At 73.8% G+C, this 24,038-nt stretch carries 18 protein-coding genes; 11 read left to right on the top strand and 7 right to left on the bottom strand.

Annotated features, from left to right (window positions below; genetic code table 11):
• The first annotated feature begins 6 nt into the window (after window positions 1–6).
• Window positions 7–1,470 (top strand): amidase, encoded by a 1,464-nt coding sequence (locus ACIQWR_RS23875; protein ID WP_404012899.1) that lies wholly within the window; start codon window positions 7–9, stop codon window positions 1,468–1,470.
• Here ACIQWR_RS23875 and rph read toward each other — a convergent pair.
• The gene (gene rph / locus ACIQWR_RS23870; RefSeq protein ID WP_404012897.1) at window positions 1,467–4,079 is read right to left on the bottom strand and encodes a rifamycin-inactivating phosphotransferase; all 2,613 of its coding nucleotides are present in this window, start codon (window positions 4,077–4,079) and stop codon (window positions 1,467–1,469) included. The two genes, ACIQWR_RS23875 and rph, sit on opposite strands and share 4 nt — an antisense overlap.
• A gap of 313 nt (window positions 4,080–4,392) precedes the next feature.
• On the opposite strand from rph, the gene ACIQWR_RS23865 reads away from it, so the two are divergent.
• Genes ACIQWR_RS23865 through ACIQWR_RS23855 form a run of 3 tightly spaced genes read left to right on the top strand, consistent with a single transcriptional unit; the run spans window position 4,393 to window position 8,842 of the window.
• The gene (locus ACIQWR_RS23865; RefSeq protein ID WP_404012894.1) at window positions 4,393–6,957 is read left to right on the top strand and encodes a molybdopterin-dependent oxidoreductase; all 2,565 of its coding nucleotides are present in this window, start codon (window positions 4,393–4,395) and stop codon (window positions 6,955–6,957) included.
• Window positions 6,954–7,937, top strand: coding sequence for an FAD binding domain-containing protein (locus ACIQWR_RS23860; RefSeq protein WP_404012891.1), 984 nt, complete (start codon window positions 6,954–6,956; stop codon window positions 7,935–7,937). The genes ACIQWR_RS23865 and ACIQWR_RS23860 overlap by 4 nt, the downstream gene beginning before the upstream one ends.
• Window positions 7,938–7,960: 23 nt before the next feature.
• Window positions 7,961–8,842, top strand: coding sequence for a DUF3626 domain-containing protein (locus ACIQWR_RS23855; RefSeq protein WP_404012888.1), 882 nt, complete (start codon window positions 7,961–7,963; stop codon window positions 8,840–8,842).
• Here the strand turns inward: ACIQWR_RS23855 and galK are convergent.
• A complete protein-coding gene (galK, locus tag ACIQWR_RS23850; RefSeq protein ID WP_404012885.1) occupies window positions 8,823–10,061 on the bottom strand; it encodes a galactokinase in 1,239 nt (412 codons plus the stop codon). The two genes, ACIQWR_RS23855 and galK, sit on opposite strands and share 20 nt — an antisense overlap.
• A complete protein-coding gene (gene galT, locus ACIQWR_RS23845) occupies window positions 10,058–11,107 on the bottom strand; it encodes a galactose-1-phosphate uridylyltransferase (RefSeq protein WP_404012882.1) in 1,050 nt (349 codons plus the stop codon). The genes galK and galT overlap by 4 nt, the downstream gene beginning before the upstream one ends.
• A 129-nt stretch (window positions 11,108–11,236) precedes the next feature.
• Here galT and ACIQWR_RS23840 point away from each other — a divergent pair, with 129 nt between their 5' ends.
• The 4 genes from ACIQWR_RS23840 to ACIQWR_RS23825 all read left to right on the top strand — a co-directional run bounded on the left by ACIQWR_RS23840 (window position 11,237) and on the right by ACIQWR_RS23825 (window position 15,767).
• Window positions 11,237–12,040: a DeoR/GlpR family DNA-binding transcription regulator gene (locus ACIQWR_RS23840; protein ID WP_404012879.1), complete on the top strand. Its 804-nt coding sequence runs from the start codon at window positions 11,237–11,239 to the stop codon at window positions 12,038–12,040.
• 135 nt (window positions 12,041–12,175) lie between these two features.
• Window positions 12,176–13,702, top strand: coding sequence for an alpha/beta fold hydrolase (locus ACIQWR_RS23835; protein ID WP_404012876.1), 1,527 nt, complete (start codon window positions 12,176–12,178; stop codon window positions 13,700–13,702).
• Window positions 13,703–13,746: 44 nt separating this feature from the next.
• Complete coding sequence (locus tag ACIQWR_RS23830) at window positions 13,747–14,451, top strand: response regulator transcription factor (RefSeq protein WP_404012873.1); 705 nt, start codon at window positions 13,747–13,749, stop codon at window positions 14,449–14,451.
• Window positions 14,451–15,767 (top strand): ATP-binding protein, encoded by a 1,317-nt coding sequence (locus ACIQWR_RS23825; RefSeq protein WP_404012870.1) that lies wholly within the window; start codon window positions 14,451–14,453, stop codon window positions 15,765–15,767. Before ACIQWR_RS23830 ends, ACIQWR_RS23825 begins: the two co-directional genes overlap by 1 nt.
• Before the next feature lie 244 nt (window positions 15,768–16,011).
• Here the strand turns inward: ACIQWR_RS23825 and ACIQWR_RS23820 are convergent, their stop codons facing one another.
• Together ACIQWR_RS23820 and ACIQWR_RS23815 are read right to left on the bottom strand one after the other, a co-directional pair.
• Window positions 16,012–17,214, bottom strand: coding sequence for an RCC1 domain-containing protein (locus ACIQWR_RS23820; RefSeq protein WP_404012867.1), 1,203 nt, complete (start codon window positions 17,212–17,214; stop codon window positions 16,012–16,014).
• A 198-nt stretch (window positions 17,215–17,412) separates the two neighbouring features.
• Window positions 17,413–18,390 carry a LysR family transcriptional regulator gene (locus ACIQWR_RS23815; RefSeq protein WP_404012864.1) on the bottom strand — a complete coding sequence of 326 codons (978 nt, stop codon included), beginning with the start codon at window positions 18,388–18,390 and terminating at the stop codon, window positions 17,413–17,415.
• A gap of 147 nt (window positions 18,391–18,537) precedes the next feature.
• Between ACIQWR_RS23815 and ACIQWR_RS23810 the strand changes: the two genes are divergently transcribed.
• The gene (locus ACIQWR_RS23810; protein ID WP_404013296.1) at window positions 18,538–19,437 is read left to right on the top strand and encodes an NAD(P)H-binding protein; all 900 of its coding nucleotides are present in this window, start codon (window positions 18,538–18,540) and stop codon (window positions 19,435–19,437) included.
• 116 nt (window positions 19,438–19,553) lie between these two features.
• On the top strand, window positions 19,554–19,919 hold the full coding sequence (locus ACIQWR_RS23805; protein WP_404012861.1) for a darcynin family protein: 366 nt from the start codon (window positions 19,554–19,556) through the stop codon (window positions 19,917–19,919).
• A 26-nt stretch (window positions 19,920–19,945) separates the two neighbouring features.
• Here the strand turns inward: ACIQWR_RS23805 and ACIQWR_RS23800 are convergent, their stop codons facing one another.
• Window positions 19,946–21,580 carry an amidohydrolase gene (locus tag ACIQWR_RS23800; RefSeq protein ID WP_404012858.1) on the bottom strand — a complete coding sequence of 545 codons (1,635 nt, stop codon included), beginning with the start codon at window positions 21,578–21,580 and terminating at the stop codon, window positions 19,946–19,948.
• 77 nt (window positions 21,581–21,657) lie between these two features.
• Window positions 21,658–22,476 (bottom strand): TetR/AcrR family transcriptional regulator, encoded by an 819-nt coding sequence (locus tag ACIQWR_RS23795; protein WP_404012856.1) that lies wholly within the window; start codon window positions 22,474–22,476, stop codon window positions 21,658–21,660.
• A 69-nt stretch (window positions 22,477–22,545) separates the two neighbouring features.
• Here ACIQWR_RS23795 and ACIQWR_RS23790 point away from each other — a divergent pair, with 69 nt between their 5' ends.
• Window positions 22,546–24,003, top strand: coding sequence for a purine-cytosine permease family protein (locus ACIQWR_RS23790; protein ID WP_404012853.1), 1,458 nt, complete (start codon window positions 22,546–22,548; stop codon window positions 24,001–24,003).
• Window positions 24,004–24,038 lie beyond the last annotated feature (35 nt).

The following is a 24,038-nucleotide window of genomic DNA, read 5'->3' as shown; positions in this document are numbered from 1 at the left end:
ACGCACATGAAGCTCTCCGAGTACGTGACCCACGACGGCGTCGGCCTCGCCGACCTGGTGGCCCGCGGCGAGGTGACGGCCGCTGAACTCGCCGCGACCGCCCAGCGGGCGTCGGACCTGGTGAATCCGCTGATCAACGCCGTCGTCGAGACCTGGCCCGGCCAGGACGTACCGACACCGGGCAGCACCGCGCTGGCCGGGGTGCCCTTCCTGATCAAGGACATCGCCATCACGATGTCCGGCAAGCGGGTGGAGCTGGGCAGCCGGCTCGCCGCCGGCACCGTCGCCGACGCCGACTCCTCGCTCATGACGCGCTTCCGTCGCGCCGGGCTGGTGACGCTCGGGCGCACGGCCACCCCCGAATTCGCGTACAGCACCACCACGGAAAGCGTCCTGTACGGCGCCACCCGCAACCCCTGGGACCCGACCCGCAGCCCCGGCGGCTCCAGCGGCGGCGCGGGAGCCGCCGTCGCCGCGGGCATCGTCCCGATCGCGCACGCCACCGACGCGGCCGGCTCCATCCGGGTCCCCGCCGCCGCCAACGGCCTCTTCGGCCTGAAGCCGACCCGGGGCCGGATATCCATGGGCCCCGACGCGGACGAGGTCTTCAACGGGCTCGCCGTCCACGGCGCCCTCAGCCGCTCGGTGCGCGACAGCGCCGCGCTCCTCGACCTCGTCCACGGTCCCGAGGCCGGTGACCCCTACACGGCCCGGCGGCCGGAGCGGCCGTACGCGCAGGAGGTCGACCGCTCCCCCGGCAGCCTGCGGATCGGCCTCCTCACCCGCCCCTGGAACGGTCGTCCGGCCCACGCCACCGTCGTCGACGCCGCGCTGCGCTCCGCACGCCTCGCCGAGTCGCTGGGGCACCGGGTGGAGGAGGTCGGGGTCGACCTCGGCGTCAGCTGGGAGGAGTTCGTCCTGGCCAACGCCCGCCTGTGGAGCACCAATCTGGTGCCCTGGATCGACGGCAGCGCCGCCGCCTCCGGGCGACCGGTCGACTCCACCACCGTCGAGCCCGAGATGCTGGCCAGTTACGCCTACGGACGGCGGGTCGGTGGAACCGAGTTCGTCGACGCGCTCGCGCTGCGCAACCGCGTCGCGCGCGCGATCGGCCGGTACTTCGCCGACTACGACCTGTTGCTCACCCCGACCCTGCCCGAACTGCCCGTCCCCCTGGGCACCTACGCCCGGGGCGCCGAGGGCGCGGACGGCCTCGGCTGGGTCGAGCGGCTCTTCGACCGCTCGCCCTTCACGGCCGCGTTCAACGTCGCGGGCACCCCCGCGATGTCCGTCCCGCTGGAGAGCGACCCCGCCACCGGACTGCCCCTGGGCGTCCAGTTCGCCGCGGGGTACGGCCGCGAGGACCTGCTCTTCCGGCTCGCCGGCCAATTGGAACGGGCCGCTCCCTGGGCGCAGCGGACCCCCACCGTGTGGGCCGGGCGCGCCCAGGGGGTGTCTCCTTCGCCCTAGGACAGGATCTCGACGTAGCCGTCCGTTCCGTGCACGCGGATCCGCTGGCCGTCCCGGATCCGCCGGGTGGCGCCTTCCACGCCGACGACGGCCGGCAGTCCGTACTCCCGGGCGATCACCGCGCCGTGGGTCATCAGCCCTCCCACTTCCGTCACCAGCCCCGCGATCCCGACGAACAGCGGGGACCAGCTGGGGTCCGTGAAGGGCGTGACCAGGATGTCGCCGGCTTCGAGATCGGCGTCCGCCATGTCCAGGATGACGCGGGCCCGGCCCTCGACGGTCCCGGCGGAGACGGCGAGTCCGATCAGGGAGCCGACCGGTGCGTCGTCGCGCCGGTAGGCCCCGCTGAGGGCTTCGCCGTCCGAGGTGAGGACGCGGGGCGGGGTGAGCGCGTGGTGCGCCCGGAAGGCTTCCCTGCGCTGCTGGACGAGCCCCTCCGGCACCCGGTGCGTGCGCACGACCTCGTGGAGTTCCTGGAAGGTGAGGTAGAAGGCGTCCTCCCGCTCGGCGAGGACGCCCGCCCGCACGAGGCGGTCGGCCTCCGCCAACAGGGCCTGCTTGTACAGGAAGTAGCGGCTGACGATGCCGTACTTCGGGTACTCCCGGTAGCCGATGAAGGTCCGGAGGCGGTCGATGGCCCGCTTGACCTCGGCGGCCTTGCCCTCCCCGTCGGGCAGGGCCAGCAGCCGGGTGAGCACGTCCCGCTCCTTCTGCCGCGCCTTCCGCCGGCCTTCCTCGAAGCGCCGTTCGGCGGCGCCCGGCGCGAAGTTCCTGACGTTGTCGAGGAGCACGGGCACGAGCGTGTCGGGGCGCTCGCTCCACCGCGGCCTGGTGATGTCGATCTCGCCGACGCAGCGCATGCCGTACCGGTCGAGGTAGGCCTCCAGGGCGGCGCGCGCTTGCGTCCCGCCCGCGAGCCCGTCCAGCCCGTCCAGCAGGTCCTCGTCCTTGGCACCCTGGAGGTACGCCACCACCTCGGGGTGCGGGCGGATCACGTCCGCGAGGTCGAGCAGCTCCAGGCCCATCTCCGAGGTGACGTTGCCGGGCGCGGAAAGCGTGAGCGTGTCGGCCGCGTTCTTCTCACCGAGCCATTCCTGGAGCGTGTCCGTCAGCCACCACGTGGCCTCCATCCCGGCCATGATCGCCTGGATGCTCAGCGGGTCGCTGAGGACGCGCTTGTGCTCCTCGAACGCCTCCAGCAGGAAGTCGAACAGCTCTGGTCCGCTCTTGGTCCGGATGTCGCGGGCCAGCACGGCGACCGAGTCCCGGCTGCGCTCGATCAGCCGCGCGACCACGGCCGGATCGGTCGCGATCGGGGTGGGCGGCCCGCCGGCCGGCGGGCCGGCGGGCACCGCGTCCGGCAGGGACGGCACGAAGCCCTCGCGTCCCAGTACGGTCTCCAGGGCGTCCCGCATCAGCGGATCGCCCTTGCCCAGGGCGTCCAGGAGGCCCTCGCGGCTCGTGGGCGAGGCAAGGCGCCGGGTCACCTCGACGAACAGCCGCCCACCGGCCTGGTGCATCGCCACCATCGCCGTCAGCTGCCACATCGAGTACCCGAGCGGCCTCATGGGGTCGGTCATCATCTGGCCGTGCCCGACGGAGACGTAGACGCGGTTCTCCTCGGCGGCCTGCCCACCGGGCGCGGGTACCGGTACGGGGAACAGCGTCGTGATCGGGCGGCTCTGGACGATCCGGAAGCCGTCGCCCGCCAGGCACCACTCGATGTCCTGCGGAGCGCCGAAGTGCGCTTCGATCCGCCGTCCGAGTTCCACCAGCCGCACGACCTGGGCGTCCGTCAGCGCCGGCTGCTCCGCCCGCTCAGGCTCGATCGCCACGTCCTGCGTACCGCCGCCCGCGAGGGCCCGCACGGCCCGCTTCTTGACGGCGACCGCCTTGGCGACGACCTCGCCGCCCCGCACCTTGTAGACGTCGGGGTTCACCAGGCCGGAGACCAGGGCCTCGCCGAGGCCGTAGCCCGCGTCCACGGTGGCGACCTTCCGGTCGCCCGTGACCGGGTCGGCCGTGAAGAGGATGCCGGCCGCGTCCGGGAGGACCATCAGCTGCACGACCACGGCCATCCGGACCGTGCGGTGGTCGATGCCGGCCCGCCGGCGGTAGGCCACGGCCCGATCGGTGTACAGCGAGGCCCAGCAGCGGCTGACGTGGCGCAGGACCTCCTCGGGTCCCACGACGTTCAGGTACGTGTCCTGCTGGCCGGCGAAGGAGGCCGTCGGCAGGTCCTCCGCGGTCGCGCTGGACCGGACGGCGTAGGCGGCCCGTTCTCCGTACTGCCCGAGCGAACGGGTGATCGCCGCCGCGATGTCGGCCGGGACGGCGGTCCCTTCGACGGTCCGGCGGATCCGCGCGGCCAGCGTACGGGCCGCCTCCTGGTCGTCCGGGTCCAGGCGCGTCAGCCGGTCCAGCTGTTCCTCGACCGACGGCTGCGACGCCACGACCCGTTGGAAGGCGTGCGTGGTCACGCAGAAGCCGTCCGGCACCACGACGTCTTCGATCCGCGCCAGGGCGCCCAGGTGCGCGCCCTTCCCGCCGACGACCGCGAGCTGTGTCTCGTCCACCTCCCGAAGTCCGCACACGTACCGCTCGGTCATCGCGCTCTCCATGCCTTCGTGCCCCTCGTTCGCGCAGGTTGTGGCCCTGGTCGTGGCCCAGGTCGATGATTCTGCGCCGGGCCGGGGGCCTTGCCGCAAGCCCCCCTGTGCGCTATATCTTGATTGTGGCGAGGAGAGGTCTCCTGGCCCTTTTCTTTTGCCGTCGGCCGGAGCCGATGAGCGCCCTCACCCCGCATCTCCGCTCCCCCGACCGGGCTGCGCCGACCTGCGCCGACCCCGATGGCGGGATATCAAGGAACGGGTACACGAGCGCGGGAGCCGACCGCCGCCCCCCGGCCGAGGAGTGGGTCCCTTGGAGTTCGAGGTCAATGGCGCCCGGCACGCGGTGGACGTGGAAGACGACCCGGCGGCCGTGGAGGTGGTGCGCGACCGGCTGGGCCTGACCGGTACGAAGCTGGTCTGCGCGGGCGGGGTGTGCGGGGCCTGCACGATCCAGGTCGACGGTGAGCCCCGGGTGTCCTGTCTGACGCCGGCGGTGCTGCTGTCCGGCCGGCGGGTGACGACGGTGGAGGGCTTGTCCGGCCATCCGGTGACGCGTGCGTTCGCCGCGGCGGACGCGCTCCAGTGCGGCTACTGCACCCCGGGGTTCGTGGTCGAGGCCGCTGCCTTCTGCGACCGGTGGCGGGCCGCGCACGGCCGCGGTCGTCCGGCGCGGCAGGAGATCGCGGAGGCCCTGTCGGGCCACCTGTGCCGGTGCGGTGCCTACGAGGGGATCTTCGCGGCGGTGGCCGCGACCTGCGCGGGTGACCACGACGCGGCGCCGGCCGACGGGGAAGCGCCGGCCGTCGCGCGCACCGAGGCCCCGGAGAAGATCGACGGCTCGGCCCGGTACACCACGGACCACCGCCCCGAAGGGTTGCTGGAGGGCGTGATCATCCGCTCGCCGCACGCGCACGCGCACGTGCGCTCGCTGGAGGCCGGCGACGAGCCGCTGGTGTCCCTGCTGCCGCCCGACGGCGTGGTGCGCTACGTGGGACAGCCGGTGGCCGCGGTCGCGGGGCCGGACCGGGCCGCCGCGCGGGCGGCCGCGGCGCGGGTGCGGGTGGACTACGAGGTGCTGCCGGCCGCCCTGGACGTGCGCCAGGTGCGGGCCGGCGAGGGCCCGTTGGTCTACGCGGACAAGGCGGCGCGCAAGCGGGCGCCGGGGTCCGGCGAGGCGCCCCAACTGGTGCCCGCGCGCTGGCGCGGCAACCTGCGCGGCCCTTCCGCCATGAACAGTCGCCCCGCCACGGCCGTGCGCCGCGTCCTCGCTGCCCGGGACCGCAGCCCCGAGCGACTGGTGGAGGGCGTGTTCACCACCTCCGCGCAGACGCACACCCCGCTCGAACCGCATGCCGCCCTGGCCCAGTGGATCGACGGCGCCCTCCACCTGGAGGTGTCCACGCAGTCGGTGAAGCGCGTGGCCGAGCTCGCCGCCGAGCGTTTCGGCGTGCCCGTCGACCGGGTGGTGGCGCGGGCCGTCCACGTCGGTGGCGGCTTCGGTTGCAAGATGGGGCTGACCTCCGACGTGGTCGCCGCGGTGGAGCTGGCGCGGCTGCACGGGGCGCCGGTGCGGGTGGTCCTGGACCGGGACGAGGAGCTCGTGGACGGCGGGTACCGGCCCGGCACCCGGATCCGGCTGGCCATGGCCGCGGACGCCGACGGCCGGCTGAGCGCGCTGGTCATGGACGCGGACAACGACGGCGGGATCGCGGTGGGCGGGACCGTCGCGGCGCTGGCCCGGTTCGTGTACGGGAAGGCGCCGCGCAGGCTGCGCGACTTCGACACGGTCACCCACCGGGCGCCGGGCGCCCCGTTCCGTGGGCCGGGCGGACCCACGATGTGCTGGGCCCTGGAGCAGGCCGTCGACGAGATGGCCCACCGGCTCGGCCAGGATCCGATCGCCCTGCGCCGGCGCTGGGACGGCAACCCCAAGCGGCACGCCCTGTACGACTGGGCGGCGGCCCTTCCCGTCTGGTCGGGTCCCCGGGGCGGCAGCGGGCGGTTCCGCCGCGGCGTCGGCGTCGCGGCGGCCAACTGGTTGTACTTCCTCGATCCCGTCACCGAGGTCGAACTCACCGTCGAGGACGGCACGGTCGTCGCCCGCTGCGCCGTACAGGACATGGGTACGGGGTCGCGGAGCGTACTGCTCCGGGCCGTCGCCACGGGCCTCGGCGTGCCGGAGGCCCGGGTGCGCGCCGAGATCGGCCACAGCGACACCGTCCACGGGCCGACCTCCGGCGGCAGCCGCACCACGCCGTCCCTGGTGCCCGCCGCCGCGGACGCAGCGGCCCGGCTGCGCGACGCGCTCGGCGGCGGCGACGTCGGCGCGCGGCTCGATGCGGCGCACGGCCTGCGGGTGGTCGGCCGGCGCCCCCGCGACCGCAGGGGCTTCGTGACCCCCTTCCCCCTGGGCGGCGTGGCGATCGGCCGCGGCTTCACCGGATCGGTGCAGGTGTCCGAGGTCGAGGTGGACACGCGGCTCGGTCGGATCCGTCCGCTGCGCGTGTGGAGCGGGATCGCCGCCGGCCGCATCCACGAGGAGCGACTCGCCCGGAGCCAGTGCGAGGGCGCGGTGATCCAGGGGGTCGGTTACGCCTTCTTCGAGGAGCGGCGGACCGACCCGGTGACCGGTCGGGTGCTGACCGAGAACCTGGAGGACTACCGCGTCCCGGGGATCGGCGACACCCCCGAGATCACCGTCCACTTCCATCAGGAGGGCTTCGACCACGTGCCGGGCGGGGGCGTCGGTCTCGGCGAGATCGCCACCCTGCCCACGGCGGCGTGCCTGGCCAACGCGGTCCACGACGCGACCGGTTGGCGCCCGTACGACATGCCCATCCGCCCCGACCGGCTCCTGGAAGGACTGGGCACATGAGCAGCAGCGAGCCCGCCCTGGCCGACCTCTCCTCCGCCGTCCTGGCCCGTGGCGGCGAGCTCCGCGCCGGTGGCACCGACACCACCGCCCGGCAGCGCAGCGGGGTCGCGTCCGGGCCCTTCACCGACCTCGCCGGCGCAGAGCACCTGCGCGGGTGCTCTCCCCTGCCCGGCGGTGGACTGCGGATCGGCGCCCTGACCACCCTCGCCGCGCTGGCCGCCGATCCACAACTGCGCGACGGCTGGCCCGGCATCGCCCTGGCGGCGGGGGCGGCGGCGACCCCGCAGATCCGCGCCGCCGGCACCCTGGGCGGCAACCTGTTGCAGCGCAACCGGTGTTGGTACTACCGCAATCCGCACGTCAGCTGCCTCCAGAAGGGCGGGACCGACTGCCCGGCGCGCACGGGCGACCATCACTTCGGCGTGGTCAGCGGCGACGGTCCCTGCGTCGCCCCGCACCCGTCCACCCTCGCGATGGCCCTGCTCGCCTACGACGCCCACGCCGAGGTCCACGGCGAATCCCCGCGCGCCGTCGCCGACCTGTACGGCGACGGCGACGCCCTCCACCGCGGTGACCACCTGCTGGCGCCGGAGCGCATCCTGACCGCGGTCCGGCTGCCCGCGCCGCTGCCCGGCGAACGCGCCGCCTACCACCGGTCCACGAGTCGGGCGTACGCCGAATGGCCCCTGGTCGAGGCCTCGGTACGGCTCGCCTTCGACGGCTCCACCGTGACGCACGCGGCCGTCGCCGCGGGCGGGGTGGCGCGCGTACCGCTGCGGCTGACGGAGGTGGAGGCGTCCCTGATCGGCCGGGAGGCCACTCCCGCGGTCCTCGCCTCGGCGGCCTCGGCGGTCCTGGGTCGCTGCCGCCCGCTGCCGGGGACGGGCTACAAGGTGGGACTGTTCCGCGACACCGTGCTGGAGGCCCTGGAACGAGCCGCGGGAGGGGCCGGCGCGGGAGAAACCGTGTGCGCCGATTGATCACGGTGGGGAACACTGTGCGGATGAGCTCCGCACCCTCCTCGACCGCGCGGGAACGCGCCCTGCGACACGTCTCGGACCTGGCGTCGGGCCCCGCGACGGACCCGACGCTGCGGGTGACCCTCAACTTCCACCCGGACCGCCTGCTGCGCGGCGAGCCGATCCTGGACGCCATGGCCGAGGACGGCGGCTACCGCTCGCAGTTCGTCACGGGGACCAGCAACGGCGGACTGACCGCGCATCCGGGCGGTGACCGGTGGGCCTGGGAGAGCCGAATCTTCGACGGCGCCTACGACGACGCGGGCGCCGACGAGCGGCCCGTCTACGGCGCGTTGAACTTCCGCCGCAAACCCGTCGGTGGGGCGCCGCGGTTCGGCTCGGCCCATTTCCGGTTGGCGTCCGAAGCGCTGGAGCGGACCACCTTCTGCTACCCGGACAGCTTCCAGGAGCCTTCGGACTTCGGTGTCGCGGCCCGCATGGGGCTCATCGAGCTCGCCCTCGCCGATCGTCAGGACGCGCTCGACGACTACGTCGAGGCGCAGGTGCACGGACCCGTCCTGTTGCGCCACCACGCGGAGGCGCTGGTCCTGGATCCCTGCTACCGCGGCACGGCCGTCGAGGCCGCGGCGCTGCGCCTGGGCTGCCCCGTGGAGTGGCACCCCGGCTTCCGGCTCGCCGTCGAAGAGCTGCGCCGCCACCCCGACTACCGCGGGCAGGAGTACGTCGACCTGGCCGCGCGGCTCGCGGTCGACGGCGTCCTCGACCCGAGGAGCATCGGAGAAGCCGCCCGCGCGGGCCGGCACGACCCCCAGTCGCTCAAGAAGGTCTGGCACTACCTGGCCCGCTTCGGAGCCCCCCGCGGCGCCGGGGCGTCCGACCGGCCCCTCAGGCGGACTTCGGTGTGAGGCGGCGGGCGCCGGGGGACGGAGTGGCGGGGAAGAGGCGCGGGGGACGGTGGCCGGCCGCGGCGAAAGCGGTCGTGACGGAGCGGCCCACCGCGTCCTGCCGCGCCTCCTCCACCAGCGCGATGACGGAGCCGCCGAAGCCCCCGCCCGTCATCCGGGCGCCGAGCGCGCCGGCGCCCAGTGCCGCGGTCACGGCCAGGTCGGTCTCCGCGCACGAGACCCGGTAGTCGTCGCGGAGCGAGGCGTGGCCCGCGGTGAGGATCGGGCCGAGGGCCGCGACATCGCCCTCCCGGAGCCGGGAGACCGCCTCCTCGACCCGGGCATTCTCGGTCACCACGTGGCGCACCAGCGGTGCGAGTTCCGCCGGCAGGGCCGCCAGGGCACGCGGTAGCTCCGCGGGGTCCAGGTCGCGCAGGGCGGGCAGCCCGAGAGTCGCGGCCGCGCGTTCGCAGCCGGCGCGCAGGGCGGCGTACGCGCCGTCGCCGAGGTCGTGGGAGACCCGGGTGTCGATCACCAGCAGGCACAGCCCCCGGCCCCGGAGGTCGAGGGGCACCTGCCGGTGGTCCTGCGGGGTGCGGGCGTCGAGGTGGAGGGCCGCCTCGGCGGTGCAGCAGGTCGAGGCCATCTGGTCCATGATCCCGCAGGGCACGCCGGCGAAGGCGTTCTCCGCCCGCTGCGCGATCCGGGCCGCCTCGGGCCCGCTCAGGCCCAGTCCGTACAGCGCGTCGTAGGCGACGGCGACCGCGCACTCCAGCGCGGCCGAGGAGGACAGGCCCGCGCCGGTGGGCACCGTGCTGTCGAAGTGGAGGTCCGCTCCCCCGACCGGGTGGCCCGCCTCGGCGAGGGCCCAGACCACGCCGGCCGGGTAGGCGGCCCAGCCCGTCACCGCGCCGGGGGCCAGTGCGGCCACGGACAGTTCGGTGATCCGGCCGTCGCCCTGCGCGCTGTGCAGCCGCAGCCGCCCGTCCGTGCGGGCGCGGGCGGCGAGCTGGGTGTTCTGCGGGAGGGCCATGGGCAGGGCGAACCCGTCGTTGTAGTCGGTGTGTTCACCGATGAGGTTCACCCGCCCCGGCGCCGCCCAGATCCCGTCCGGGGGGCCGGCGAAGAGCCGCGCGAAGGCGTCCGCGACACCGTCGGCACGGCGATCGTCCCTCTGGTGGTCGTCGGTCCGGTGATCGTCGGCCGGGGGACCGTCGCCCCGCTGTGCGCTCGGCTTCACGTCAGGGCCTCCCGCAGTCGTCGTGCGGCCGTCTCGGGGGCCACGTCGTTGATGAAGGCTTCCGTCCCGGACTCCGTCCCGGCGAGGAACTTCAGCTTGTCGGGCGTGCGCCGCACGGTGAACAGCTCCAGGTGCAGGGCCAGTTCCTCCCCGCGGGTGCGGGGGGCCTGGTGCCAGGCCGAGATGTACGGGGTGGGGCCCGGCCCCTGCGGCCGCCCCGGCACGGGGAACAGCCGGTCGAAGCGGCGCAGCAGGTCCAGGTAGAGCTCCGGGAACTCGGCCCGTTCGGCCTCGCTCAGGTGGGTCAGGTCGGGGACGCGGCGGTGCGGGTAGAGGTGGACCTCGTACGGCCAGCGCGCGGCGTAGGGCACGAAGGCGGTCCAGTGCTCCCCGGCCGTCACCACCCGGTCACTGGCCGCGCGGGCGTCCGCCAGCAGGTCCTCGAAGAGGTTGCGTCCGGTGCCGGCGCGGTGCGCGGCCGCGGCGGCCGTCATCTTGGCGGTGCGCGGGGTGACGAAGGGGAAGGCGTAGATCTGGCCGTGCGGGTGGGCGAGCGTCACCCCGATCTCGACCCCGCGGTTCTCGAAGCAGTACACCTGCTCGACGCCCGGGAGGGCCGCGAGCTCGGCGGTCCGGTCGGTCCACGCGTCCAGGACCAGGCGGGCGGCGCGCGGGGTGAGGTCGGCGAAACCGGCCCCGTGCTCCGGGGTGAAGCACACGACCTCGCAGCGCCCGACCTCGCCCGCCAGGGAGGGGAAGCGGTTCTCGAAGACGGCCACCTCGTAGTCGGCGGCGGGGATCTCGGTGAACCGGCCGTCCCGGGAGGGGCACAGGGGGCATTCGCCCGCGGGCGGGTGGTAGGTGCGGTCCTGCCGGTGGGAGGCGATGGTGATCCAGTCACCGGTCGCCTCGTCCCGCCGCACCTGCGGTCGGCTGCGCACCCGGTCCAAGGGGCGCAGGTCGGGCGCATCGCGCACGGCGCCTTCGTCGGTGTCGAAGTAGATCAGTTCGCGGCCGTCCGCGAGTTTCGCGAGGGTCTTCTTCACCCGCCAAGACTAAACAGATCTCAAAGTAAATCAACAGCCTGGCGAGGTATTTCCCACAGGATCGAACAACAATCCCATGCTATGTTGTTGCTTTCCGACCGGATTCCCCTGATAGCCGGGAGTGACCCCGTGGCCGAGCAGGCTGCGCAACTGGCCCACCAGCGACGCGCGTCGATCCTCGAAGCGGTCCGGCGCGACGGAACGGTACGGGTGGCGGAGCTGGTCGAGCGGCTCGGCGTCTCGGACATGACGGTGCGCCGGGACCTGGAAGCCCTGGCCCGCGACGGGGCCGTGGAGAAGGTGCACGGCGGGGCCGTCGCCACCACGGGGGCCAGCGGGCACGAGCCCGGCTTCGACGCCAAGTCCGATCTGGAGGGGGCGGCGAAGGCCGCCATCGCGGACGCGGCCGCGGCGCTGGTGGAGCCCGGCAGCGTGGTGGCGGTCTCCGGCGGCACCACCGCCCACGCCGTGGCCAGCCGACTGCTCGGCGTCCCGCGGCTCACCGTCGTCACCAACTCCCTCCCGGTGGCCGACCTGCTGCGGTCCGCCGGCCGGGGCGGTGGGGCCCCGGGCCCCACCCTGCTGCTCACCGGCGGCTCCCCCACCCCCTCGGCCGCACTGGTCGGCCCGCTGGCCGACCTGGTGATCTCCTCGCTCCACGTCGACCTGCTCGTCCTCGGCGCGCACGGGGTGACCGAGGAGGCCGGGCTGACCACCCCCAACCTCATGGAGGCCCAGACCAACCGGGCACTGGTCGCCTCCGCACGGCGGGTCGCCGTGGTGGCCGATCACAGCAAGTGGGGGGTGGTCGGGCTCAGCGGTTTCGCGGCGCTCGACCGGGCCGACTGGTTCGTGACCGACGCGGGCATGCCCGCACCCGCCCGGGCCGCACTCACCGAGCACGTGGGCGAGCTGCTGGTCGCCGGCGGCTGAGCGCCACCGCACCCTCCGGCCTCCTTCGCACCCCTCTCCGCGGTTCTTACACGCCTTTGCCGTCGCTCTTGCCCGGCCCTGTCACGGGCCGGGCAAGGTCGTGTCCACACCACAGGACGCGACGAAGGAGCGGACATGAGCACGTACACGAGCGGGGCGCGGCGGACGGTACTGGCCGTGGGCACGATGGCACTGTTGCTCTCGGCCGTGCCGGCGGCGAGCGCCGCCGATCCGGCCGGGAGCGGCCCGAAGTGGTGCCCCACCATGGCGGGACACCAGGTGGACTGCGGCTCGCTGCGGCGCCCGCTGGTGGCGGGCAAACCGGAACTCGGCACGATCGGCGTGAGTTACGCGGTCGTGCGCCACCGGGGCCAGGGCGCCGCGAAGGGGACCGTCGCGGTCAACCCCGGCGGCCCCGGCGAGGTGGCCATCGGCAAGGCCGCCGAGTTCGCTGCGGGGTTGGAGGGGGTCCTCGACGACCACGACCTGCTGCTCGTGGACCCGCGGGGCACCGGCGCGTCCGAGCGGATCCCCTGCGGGGTGACCGACGCCGAGTACCGCTTCGGCACCCGACAGCAACAGCGCGACGCCGTCGCGCACTGCGCCCGCACCCTCGGCCCGCGCGCCCAGGGCTACACCACCGCGGCCACCGCCGACGACATCGACGCCGTCCGGGCCCGGCTGGGGGTGCGCCAACTCACCCTCTACGGGCTCTCGTACGGCACCTACTTGATGCCGGTGTACGCGAGCAGGCACCCCGAGAGCGTGCGCAACATCGTGCTGTCCGGGGCCTACCCGCACGACTTCGACCCCCTCGTGCGGCCGAGCGCACAGGCCGTCTCCCTGGCCCTGCGCCGGGTGTGCGAACGCTCCGTACCCAAGGCGTGCGACGGCGACAAGGCCGTCCGGGACCTCGCCACCACGGCCGCGCGGCTGCGGGAGCGCCCCCTCACCGTGCCGATCGTCGCCGAGGGCAAGACGTACCGCGAGCGGTTCACCGAGGGCAAGCTCGCCCACCTCATGTTCGAGGCCGCGAGCCGGGGCGCGGGGATGGCACCGGCCGAGCCCTCCCTCCTCGGCAGCGCGCCGTGGGCCCTCGACCGCTTCGTCAAGGGCGACACGAAGCCGCTGCGCCGGCTGGTGCAGGAGGAGGGATCCTCGGGCAGCACGGAGGACCAGGCCCCGTACATCGCCGTGGTCTGCAACGACTACCGCAAGGCGTGGGCCACGGACGCCCCGCTGCCCGTGCGGTGGCAGCAGTACCGCAAGGCCCTCGCGGGCGCCGGGCAGGGCGGCTTCGGCGCCTTCAGCGGCCAGGGGTTCACCGAGGGGCCCACCGACGGCGGGGACGTGTGCATCTCCTGGCCGCGCGAGAACACCGGGCGCCCGCAGCCCACCGAGCTGCGCCTGCCCGACGTCCCCGTGCTGGTGCTCTCCGGGGACCTGGACGCCAACACCCCCGACGCCAACGGCCGCCTGGCCGCGGCGAAGTTCCGGGGCAGCACCTTCTTCTCCGTGCCCAACGTCGGGCACGTGCCCGAGTTGGAGTCCAGCGGTTGCGTCACGGGCGTCACCACCCGCTTCATCCGCACCGGCGCCCCCGGCGACACCTCCTGCTTCGGGGCCGTCCCGCCCATCGCCGTCACTCCCGTACGCCGCTGAGGGCCGACGTCGTGACCACGCCCGTCAACGGCGAAGATGATCACATGACTGAGGTGAACGAGAACCGTCGTACGGTGCTGGTCGTCGAGGACGACCCCGGCGTGCGCAGCACGTTGGACCAGCTCCTGCGCTTCGAGGGGTACCGCGTCCTGCTCGCGTGCGACGGGCTCGAAGCCCTCGCCGTGCTCGAACGGGAGTCCCCCGACCTCGCGGTGGTGGACGTGGTCATGCCCGGCCTCGACGGTCTGGCGCTGTGCCGGATGCTCCGACGCCGCGGCGACCGGCTGCCCGTACTCGTCCTGACGGCGCGTCATCAGATCGGCGACCGGGTCGCCGGTCTGGACGCGGGCGCCGACGACTACCTGTCCAAGCCCTTCGCCACGGAGGAGCTCTTCGCCCGCATCCGCGCGCTGCTGCGCCGCGTGGACCCGCAGGACCCGGCGGAGAGCGAGGTGTTGGCGGTCTCCGACCTCACCCTCGATCCCGGTGCGCGGCAGGCGCACCGGGGTGCCCGGCCCCTGGACCTGACGAAGACCGAGTTCGACGTGCTGGAACTGCTGCTGCACCACCAGGGGTCGGTCCTCACCCGCACCCAGATCTACGAGCGCATCTGGGGCTACGACTTCGACACCACCTCGCGCTCCCTCGACGTCTACGTCGGCTACCTGCGCCGCAAGACCGAACAGGACGGCGCGCCACGGCTGATCCACACCGTGCGCAACGTCGGCTACACCGTCCGGGCAGCCTGATGTTGCGCACCAAGATCACCCTGGTCGTGATCGCGGCGGCCGCGCTCGCCATGACGCTCGCCGCCACCCTGTCCTACCGGGGCGTCAGCGACGTCGTGGCCGAGCAGTTCGACCGCGCGCTCGACGAGCGTGCCGTGACGGCCGTCGCCCTGCTCGGCGTCGACCGTACGCCTCCGGTCCGGCCGGACACCACCGAGCAGGTCCTGAGCGCCGCGGGCGCCGTCCGCCCGCTGGACCCCGGACGCGCGGCGCTGCCCGTCCCGGAGTCGGCCCTGGCCGTGGCCCGGGGCGCGCGGGCCTCCGCCCGCGAGGACATCACCGTCGACGGTGCGGAGTTCGGCGTCCTGACCGTGCCGCTGCCCGGTGGCGGCGCCGTCATGGTCGCCCAGCACTACGCGGGCGCCGAGCGCATCGACCACGCCTTCCTGTGGCGCGTCCCCTGGACGACCGTCGCCGCCACCGCCCTGTCGGCGTTGCTGAGCTGGCTCGCCCTGGACCGCATCCTGCGCCCGGTGCGCCGCCTGGCCCGGGTGACCCGGGACATCACCACCACCCAGGACCTCACCACCCCGCTCCCGCCGGCCGGGCGGGACGAGATCGGCCAGCTGACCCGCAGCTTCACCAGCATGCTCGCCGCCCTGCGCCGGTCCCGCGACCAGCAGCAGCGGCTGGTCCAGGACGCCAGCCACGAGCTGCGCACCCCGCTCACCTCGGTGCGCGGCAGCGCGGAACTGCTCCAACGGGGGCGCGGCCGGCTCGCCCCCGAGGACGAGGAGCAGATCCTCACCACGCTGGTCACCGAGGCGGCCGCGCTCGACACGCTGGTCCGCGAGCTCGTCGACCTGGCCACGGACCGCTCCACCGAGGAGGAGCCGGCCGAGGTCGACCTGCCCGTCGCGGCCGAGGACGCCGCGCACCGCCACCGGCAGCGCTCGGGCCGGAGCATCACGGTCACGACCCGCGGCCCCGTCCCGGTGCGCGCCCGCCCGCGGGCGGTGCGCCGCTGCGTCGACAACCTCCTGAGCAACGCGCTGAAGTTCAGCCCCGAGGACACGGCCGTCACCGTCCACGTCGAGGGCGCCCGGCTCTTCGTGCGCGACCGCGGTCCCGGCATCGCGCCGGGCGAGCGGGCCGCCGTCTTCGACCGCTTCTACCGCGGCCCGCGCACCCAGGCGGTACCGGGCTCGGGCCTCGGGCTCGCGATCGTCCACGACCTCGTGACCGCCGACGAGGGCACCGTCTTCGCCACCGCCGCCCCGGACGGCGGCGCCGAGGTCGGCTTCGACCTCCCGCCCCACTCCCCGACGGGCCGGTGACGCACCGCGGGGCCGGATTCCGTAGGTCGGGCTCCCGTACGCGGCACCCCCGCGCGGTGCGGGTGACGGACGAAGGGCAGGACACGCACGGCACGGACGCGGTGGCGGCGCTCGCCGCACTGATACCGGTGGCCCGCGGGGTGGACCAGCGGATCCGCTGGGGGCTGCGGCGACCACGCCCGGGGGCGCGCGCCGGGGCGCGGCACGGTGTGGGGACCGTGCCGCGCGCCGGGTCGCTCGGGTGTTACTTGAACAGGTGGCCCCAGTCGTAGAGCTTGCCGTCCTTGAGCACCAGGTTGTGCTCGTCGCCCACGGACATCCCGCTGACGCCGGACTTGGCCGCCGGGTTGTTGCACAGCCCGCCGGACGTCGGGCCCCAGCCGATGACTTCGCCGTTCTTGACGGCGTAGTTGCACCGCTTGGAAGAGAAGACGGCTGTGACGCCCGACTGCGCGGCGGCGGGCACCGCCAGGTAGTCGCCCCCGTAGCCCCAGGCGATGGTCTTCCCGTCCTTGAGGGCCAGCAGGTGGCCAGGGCCCGCCGCGATGGCGGTGACGCCGGACGTGGCCTCGGCCGGCACCGAGCGCAGCAGTTCGTCGTCGCCCCAGACGATGACCTTGCCGCCCTTGAGGGCCATGCTGGTTCCGTTGGCCACCGCGACGGCGCTCACCTCGGACGTGGCCTCGGCCGGCACGGTGACCGCGCCGTCGTTGTTCTCGCCCCAGGCGATGACCTTGCCGTTCTTCAGCGCCAGCGAATGCGCCCATCCGGTGGCGATCGCGGTGACGCCCGACTTCGCGGCGGCCGGCACGGCGAGCTGCCCCCGCGCGTTGTCACCCCACGCGAGGACCTCGCCGTTCTTGAGCGCCAGCGCGTGCCGCGGCCCCGCGCTGATCGCGGTGACGCCCGACTTCGCTGCGGCCGGCACGGTGGTCTGGCCGTTGTCGCTCCGGCCCCACGCAATGGTCTTGCCGTTCTTCAGCGCCAGGCTGTACTCGGGGCCGGCGCTGAAGGCGCTGACCCCGGTCTTGACCTCGCTCGGCAGCGTGATCCGGGTGAACGCCGCATAGTCGCCGTTGTCGGTGTCCCGAAGGATGCGCGTATGCGTCCACATGACCGACTGCACGACCGAGGTGACCTCGACGGTCCCGGGGCCGCACTGCCGTACCGAGGAAGTCCCCCAGAAGTAGGGCCGCTTGCCGCTCATGTCCGTGCCGACCTGGACGTAGTAGCAGGCTTCCGGGTCGGGGTCGGTGACGGTCAGGGTGCCCCTCAGGCGGTACCGCCCGTCCATCGGGCCGTCTCCCACCTTCTCGCTGGTGAGGAGGCCCTTGCCCGAAGCGCCCTCGATGGTCTGGCTCCACGGCTCGCTCCACGGCTCCTCGGCGGGGGCCGCCGATGCGCTCGTGGTCCCGGCCATCAGCAGGGCGCCCGTCGCAGCAGCCACGGCCAATAGTTTTCGCACGGATCAAAGCCTTCCGTCGTCACGTTTCACTGGTGGTGCCCCGGCGGCCCCGGAACCGGCGAGGGCGCCGCGCTCCGGACCGACAAGGCGCCCCAAACGCTATGCAGTTGCCTTATTGCACCGGTATCGATCATCGATGCGTCCGATACCCGTCCTACCGGTCGGGCGTCCGCGCCTCGCTCACGCGGGTGCGCACAGGGCTCGGCGGACGGTGGTGCGCAGCCAGTGGTGGGCTCCGTCGGCGGTGTGCCGGGGGTGCCAGGCCATGCCGATGGTCAGCTTCGGCAGCTCCAGGGGGATGTCCAGGAGGCGCAGCCCGAGGGCGCCGGCGTCGTGGGTGAGCGGCGAGGCGGCGGCGCCGGGAAGCGCCGCGGGGACGAGGCAGACGACGTCGCTGCGGGCGGCGAGGGTCATGGCGGCCAGGTGACCGGGGAGGACGACGGTGACCCGCCGGTGGAGGCCCCGCTCGGCCAGTGCCGCATCGAGGGGGCCGGTGAACCGGCCGCGGCGACTGACCGCGACGTGCGGGGCGGCGGCCAGTCGGGCCGGGGTCAGCTGCCCTTCGGTGAGCGGATGGCCCGGTCGGACGGCCGCCACCATGCGGAGGCCGACCAGTTCCTCGGTCCGTGTCTCGGGGTCCACGTGGTCGATGGACCCGACCTCCAGATCGATCCGACCGTCGCGCAACGCGGGTCCGTTCTCCCACTCCTCGGCCATGATCCGGAAGGAGACCCCCGGCGCCTCGTGCTCGGCCAGTCGCAGCAGCCCCGGCGCCAGCGCCGCGCCGACCAGGTCGGCTGCCTGGAGGGTGAAGGTGCGGCGCAGGCCCGCCGGGTCGACGCTCGCGCCGGGACTGAGCAGCGCGCCCAGGCTGCGCACCACCGCGGCGGCCTCCTCGCGCAGGGCCAGGGCGCGGGGGGTGGGGACCATGGCCTGTCCGGCCCGGACCAACAAGGGGTCCTGGAGGACGCGGCGCAGCCGGGCGAGGGTGCGGCTCATCGCCGCGGGCGACGTGTGCAGACGTGCGGCGGCCCGGGTGACGCTGTGCTCGGCCAGCAGCGCGTCGAGCGCGAGGGCGAGGTTGGCGTCGATGACCGGATCAGGGCTACCGGGATGGCGAGGATTGCCGGCACCACCGGGGCTATCAGTGCTGCTCACCAGCATTATTCCATTTCAGTCAATGATTGCGTGCCGAAGTTCCCATTGTGGCATCACGGGCACCTGAGCAGCATGAGGGGCGTACCGAACGACCGGCGCACCAGTGCACCGGCGCAGCCGCGCACCATCGAGATCCACGAGGTTTTCATGATCGTCATCACGGCTCCCACCGGGAACATCGGCCGTCACCTGCTCTCCGGGCTCTTGGAGTCCGCCCCCGCCGCGGGCGAGGAACTGCGCGTGATCGTGCGCGATCCGGCCAGGCTCCCGGACGCGGCGCGCGGCCGCGTCGAGGTCGTCACCGGCTCACACGCGGACGCCGGGGTCCTCGACCGGGCCTTCGAGGGTGCGGACGCCGTCTTCTGGCTCGTCCCGCCGGACTCCTCCCTGACCCCGCAGGACGCCTACAGCGGCTTCACCCGCCCCGCCGCCGAGGCGCTCGTCGCCCACCGCGTCGGCCGTGTCGTCGGCGTCTCCGCGCTCGGCCGCGGCACCCCGCTCGCAGGGCGGGCCGGGCTCGTCACCGCCTCCCTCGCCATGGACGACCTCATCGCCGACACCGGGGTCGCCTACCGGGCCCTGGCCAACCCTTCCTTCTTCGAGAACCTCCTGGAGGAAATCGACTCGATCCGCGAGAAGGGCGTCTTCACCGACTCCGCCGACGCCGACCGCAAGGCCCCCTTCGTCGCGGTCGCCGACATCGCGGCGACCGCCGCCCGGCTGCTCCTCGACCGCACGTGGACCGGAACCGGCACCGCCAGCGTCCCGGTCCTCGGGCCGCGGGACCTGTCCCCCGACGACGTCGCCCGCATCCTGACCGAGCAGCTCGGCCGGCCCGTCCGCTACGAACGCCAGTCGCTCGACGAGATGTACGGCGCCCTCATCGGCTACGGCCTCAACGAGGCGTTCGTCCAGGGCGTGGTCGACATGAAGCGGGCCAAGGACGAGGGCCTCGACGCCGGCGTGGCCCGCACCCCGGACACCGCCTCCCCCACGACGTTCGAGCAGTGGTGCACGCGGACCCTGGTGCCCGCCGTCCTCTCCTGACGCCGGACGCCGGACGCCGGACGCTCGACGCTCGACGCTCGGCGCCCGGCATCAGGCCTCCATCCCCTTCTCGTTCTCGTTCTCGTTCTCGTTCTCGTTCAAATCGGAGGAACCCGATGCCCGACCAGAAGACCGAACCGCCCGTCACGGCGTTCATCCTCGTCAAGACCAAGCCCGAGTGGCTCGCCCTGACCGTCCAGGAACGCGTGGACGCCTTCACCACCGAGGTCCGCCCGGCCATCGAGGCCAAGACCACCGGCGTCCGGTCGCGCTTCTACGACACCGAGTTCTACTCCGCGCGCGTCACCGACGTCTGGGTGTGGGAGGCCGAGGACCACCACGCCTATCAGCTCCTCATCGACGCGCTGCGCGAAACCCCTTTCTGGGACCGTTACTTCGAGGTCGTCGACCTCCTCGTCGGCACCGAGAACGGCTACGCGCGGACGTACGGCCTCGAACCCGTGGCCTCCATCGCCACCTGACGCGCCCCGCGCGGCAGTGGTCCCCGCTACAGGCCGGGGTGGCGGTGGGTCGGTCGGCCGTCGAGGACGGTGAGCAGTACGGGGAGATCGGGCAGGTCCGTCGCGGAGGTGGTGAGCGGGTCCCCGCCGAGGACGGTGAGGTCGGCGCGGTGGCCGACGGCGAGCCGGCCCGCCTCGCGCTCCTCCCCCGCCGCGTAGGCGGCGTTGACCGTCATGCCGCGGAGGGCCTCCAGCCCCGTCAGAGCCTGTTCGGGGGCGTGCGGGGGCTGGCTGAGGTCACGAGCCGGGCGGCGGTGACGGGCGCCCGCCATGACACCCAGGGGCGGGAAGGGGGCGATGGGCCAGTCGGAACCGAGCACGACGGTGGCGCCCGAGGCCCACAGGTCGCGGCAGCGCCAGGCGCGTGCGGCACGCTCCTCCCCGAGGCGGCGCGACCAGTTGTCGGTGTGATCGGCGCGGGTGAAGTCACAGCAGTGGGTGGGCTGCATGGACGCGAGGACGCCGAGCTCGGCGAATCGGTTCAGGGTGTCGTCGGGAACGGTCTCGATGTGCTCAATCCGGTGCCGGATCCCGCTGTCCCCGCCACCCCCCGTGGCGTGCGCCTTCTCGACGGCGTCGAGTGCGTGCCGTACGGCCGCGTCGCCGATGGCGTGCGTGGCCGTGGGCACGCCGGCCCGGTGGAACGCTCCGATCACTTCGGTGTAGACCGCGGGATCGGGCCAGAAGGCGTGCGTGGACTCGCCGTGGCAGTCCGGGCGCTCCAGCCACGCGGTGCCGTTGTCGATGGTGCCGTCCATGAACAGCTTGATCCCGGCGACGCGCCACAGCCGACCGCCCGTGCCCTGCTGGTCGATCAGCGCGCGCACCCCGTCCGCGTCGGTGCCCGGCTGGCACCAGGGCGCCACCCGCAGGCGCAGCGGGAGTTCGTCCGCCGCATCGAGCTCGGCGAGGAGGTCCAGGCTGTTCCCGTTGGCGTCCATGACGTGTCCGCCGGTCAGACCGGCCGCAGCCATGGACCGCAGCGCTGCGGCGAGCCGGTCCCGCTGTTCCTGCTGGGTGGGCCGGGGGGTGACGCGCTCGACGAGCTCGCAGGCGGCTTCTTCCAGCAGCAACCCGGTCGGCCGGCCGCCCTCGTCGCAGACGACCTCGGCGGACCCCTGGTCGAAGGTGCGCGGACCGTCCACGCCGGCCAGTTCCAGGGCGCGGCGGCTCGCGAGCGCCGAGTGCGCGTCGAAGAGGCGGAGGAAGGCGGGTACGCCGTCGAGCACCGCGTCGAAGGGAGCGGACCCGACGGGGACGTCACCGAAGACGTTCGGGTCGAGCCCCCACCCGGACAGCCACTGCCCGCGCTCCAGCCCCCGTACCTCGCGCGCCAGCGCCTCGCGCACGTCCGCCAGGTCGCGACAGCCCGACAGGTCCAGCCCGTCGGTGAGTTCGGCCCCGGAGACGGGGTGGACGTGACCGTCCACGAGCCCCGGAATGACCACGGCCCCCTTGAGGTCGACCACCGTGGTCGCGGAGTCCGCCAGCGCACGGATCTCACGGTCGTCGCCGAGGGCGGCGATCCGTCCGCCGGAGACCGCCAGGGCCGTCTCCGGCAGGAACGCACCGGTGCCCGGGTCGAGCAGGCGGGCGGAGAGCAGAACGAGGGTCGTGCGCACAGCGGCTCCAGGGCGATCGGGCGATGAAGGGATCTGGATGGAGGGGAGCGAGATGGAGGGGATCTGGATGGAGGGGCTCAGTCGGATGCGCCGGATGTATCGGTTGCCCCGGTTGCCCCGGGGGCCTCGGCGTCGTTCGATCCCTTTCCGCCGGTACGGGCCCCCGCGGCCGGCTCGGTGCGCAACGTGCCTCGGGCCAGGCCGAGTTCGCGTTCCGCGGTCGTCACCGCCATCCAGGCCACGGCGTCGGGGCGGTCGTTGCGCGCGCCGGTGTTGGCGTGGGCACCGAGGCCGTCGAGGACGACCAGGATCTGGATCGTGGTCGCGTACGGGTCGTCCGTACGGAACTCGCCCCGCTCGATCCCCCGGCGGAGCAGCGCCTCCAACCTCCCACGCCAGGCCGCCTCCTGCTCGGAGACGCGCGCGCACAGCACGGGCCGATAGCGGCTGAGGTGGCGCGCATTGATCCAGAGCCGACTGATGTCGTCGTACGCGTCCCCCGACGTGCGCGCGAGGAACCGGGCCAGCTCCCGAGTGGGCCCCTCCCCCTCGACCGGGTCGGCCGACCCGGCCGACCCGGCGGTCCCGGCGGTCCCGGGGGACCCGGGGGACCCGGGGGACCCGGCCCGCTCCACCGGCTCCGCCGACTCGAACGGCAGCAGGGCGTCCAGCTCGGCACCGGCCGCATTCCCGAACGCCTCCGCGACCAGGTCCTCCACCGAAGGAAAGTAGTGACTGATCAGGCCCGGCCTGACCGCCAGTTCGTCGGCGATCCGCCGCAGGGTGACGCACTCCAACCCCTCGGTCAGCGCCACGGCCGTGGCGGCATCGACGATCTCCGCCCGCCGGGCCTCGGGGGACTTCCGGATCCGTTTGCGCTGAACGCTTGACGACATACCGGGGATGCTATTGAGTGTGCGACCAATAAGCAAGCAGGTGGCTACGCCCAGCGCTCGGAGGTCCACATGGCGTCCACGGTTCCCGACCCCCTCCCCGGTACGCACGGCAGTTCCGGCGCGGTGCGGGCCGCGCCGGAACGCACGGGCGGGATCGAGGCCCACGGCATCGATCACATCCCCGACGCGGCGCGCCACGGCCGCCCGCGCGACCTCTTCACCGTCTGGGCCGCGGCGAACGTGAACTACCTCAGCCTGGTCGTCGGCGGCGCCCTCGTCCTCATGGGGCTCAGCCTGTGGCAGGCCGTCACCGCGATCGTGGTGGGCAACCTGTTCTGGCTGCTGACCGGGCTGCTCGCGGTCTCGGGCCCGGCCTCGGGCACCCCCAGCGAGGTGATCACGCGGGCGCTGTACGGCGTCCTCGGCAACCGGGTCAACAACGCGATCGGCGGCTGGCTCGTCTCCGTCTGCTACTTCGCCCTCAATCTGGCCGCCGCCGCGACCGCCGCGTTCTCCCTCGCCGATCGGGCCGGGATCACCGCGAGCACGGGCGTCCAGATCGCGATCGTCCTGGGCATCGCCGCCCTCACCTTGGTCATCAGCGTCTACGGGCACGCGCTGATCGTGAAGCTCTACCTGCCGATCACCCTGGTGCTCGGCGCCGTCTTCGCCTTCGTGACCGTCGGCGTCGTCCGACACGCCGACTTCGCCTACCGGCCCGCCACGCCGCTCACCGGCGCCGCCCTGTGGGCCGCGCTCATCGCCGGCACCACCCTGGTCGCCTCGGCCCCGCTCTCGTACACGACCAGTGCGGACTTCTCCCGTTACCTCCCGCGCACCGCGTCACGCGGGGCGATCGTGGGCTGGACCGCCTTCGGGGGCTTCCTGCCGGGCATCGTCGTCTGTTCGTTGGGCGCCCTCGCCGCCACCACGGTCGACATGACCGACCCGCAGAACGCGCTCCAGGGGCTCCTGCCCGGCTGGTTCGCCCCCTTCTTCCTGCTGTCCCTGGTCCTGGGCACGATCGCCCTCAACGCCCTCACCGCCTACAGCGCGGGCCTGGCCCTGCAAGCGGTCGGCCTGCGCATCCGCCGCTCCGTCAGCGTCCTCTTCGACGGCACGGCCGCCGTCGCGCTGACCCTGTACGGACTGCTGGTGTCGAACCTGCTCGACACGGTCAGCAACGCCCTCCAGCTCATCGTCGTGCTGATCGGCCCCCTCACGGCCGTGTACGCCACCGACATCGTGCTGCGCCGGGCCCGCTACGACGGCGCCGCCCTCTGCGACGAGACCACCCGGAGCGACTACTGGTACACCGGCGGCGTCAACTGGCCGGGCGCGCTCGCCCTCTTGGCGGGTGTGGCGAGCGCGGCCCTCTGCGTCGACACCCTCTACACCGGCCCGGTGGCGGAGCTCCTGGGCGGCGTGGACCTCTCGCTGCCCGTCGGCATGACCGTGGCGTCCGCCCTCTACGTCGCCACCATGCGCAACTCCCCCACCGTCCGGGCGGCCCGCTCGGGCGGGTGAGGGCCGGGGCACGACCCGGTGACCGGGGTCCGGCA

This window comes from Streptomyces sp. NPDC098789, assembly GCF_044759975.1.
GTDB lineage: Bacteria > Actinomycetota > Actinomycetes > Streptomycetales > Streptomycetaceae > Streptomyces.
The sequence above is the reverse complement of the archived record's forward strand: the minus strand, read 5'-3'. Positions and strand labels throughout refer to the sequence as shown.

Excerpts from the sequence above, each read along its gene's own strand:
- ACIQWR_RS23875 (WP_404012899.1), top strand. The coding sequence starts at position 7 with ATGAAGCTCTCCGAGTACGTGACCCACGACGGCGTCGGCCTCGCCGAC.
- rph (WP_404012897.1), bottom strand. The coding sequence starts at position 4,079 with ATGACCGAGCGGTACGTGTGCGGACTTCGGGAGGTGGACGAGACACAG.
- ACIQWR_RS23860 (WP_404012891.1), top strand. The coding sequence starts at position 6,954 with ATGAGCAGCAGCGAGCCCGCCCTGGCCGACCTCTCCTCCGCCGTCCTG.
- ACIQWR_RS23855 (WP_404012888.1), top strand. The coding sequence starts at position 7,961 with ATGAGCTCCGCACCCTCCTCGACCGCGCGGGAACGCGCCCTGCGACAC.
- ACIQWR_RS23835 (WP_404012876.1), top strand. The coding sequence starts at position 12,176 with ATGAGCACGTACACGAGCGGGGCGCGGCGGACGGTACTGGCCGTGGGC.
- ACIQWR_RS23830 (WP_404012873.1), top strand. The coding sequence starts at position 13,747 with ATGACTGAGGTGAACGAGAACCGTCGTACGGTGCTGGTCGTCGAGGAC.
- ACIQWR_RS23825 (WP_404012870.1), top strand. The coding sequence starts at position 14,451 with ATGTTGCGCACCAAGATCACCCTGGTCGTGATCGCGGCGGCCGCGCTC.
- ACIQWR_RS23810 (WP_404013296.1), top strand. The coding sequence starts at position 18,538 with ATGATCGTCATCACGGCTCCCACCGGGAACATCGGCCGTCACCTGCTC.
- ACIQWR_RS23805 (WP_404012861.1), top strand. The coding sequence starts at position 19,554 with ATGCCCGACCAGAAGACCGAACCGCCCGTCACGGCGTTCATCCTCGTC.
- ACIQWR_RS23795 (WP_404012856.1), bottom strand. The coding sequence starts at position 22,476 with ATGTCGTCAAGCGTTCAGCGCAAACGGATCCGGAAGTCCCCCGAGGCC.
- ACIQWR_RS23790 (WP_404012853.1), top strand. The coding sequence starts at position 22,546 with ATGGCGTCCACGGTTCCCGACCCCCTCCCCGGTACGCACGGCAGTTCC.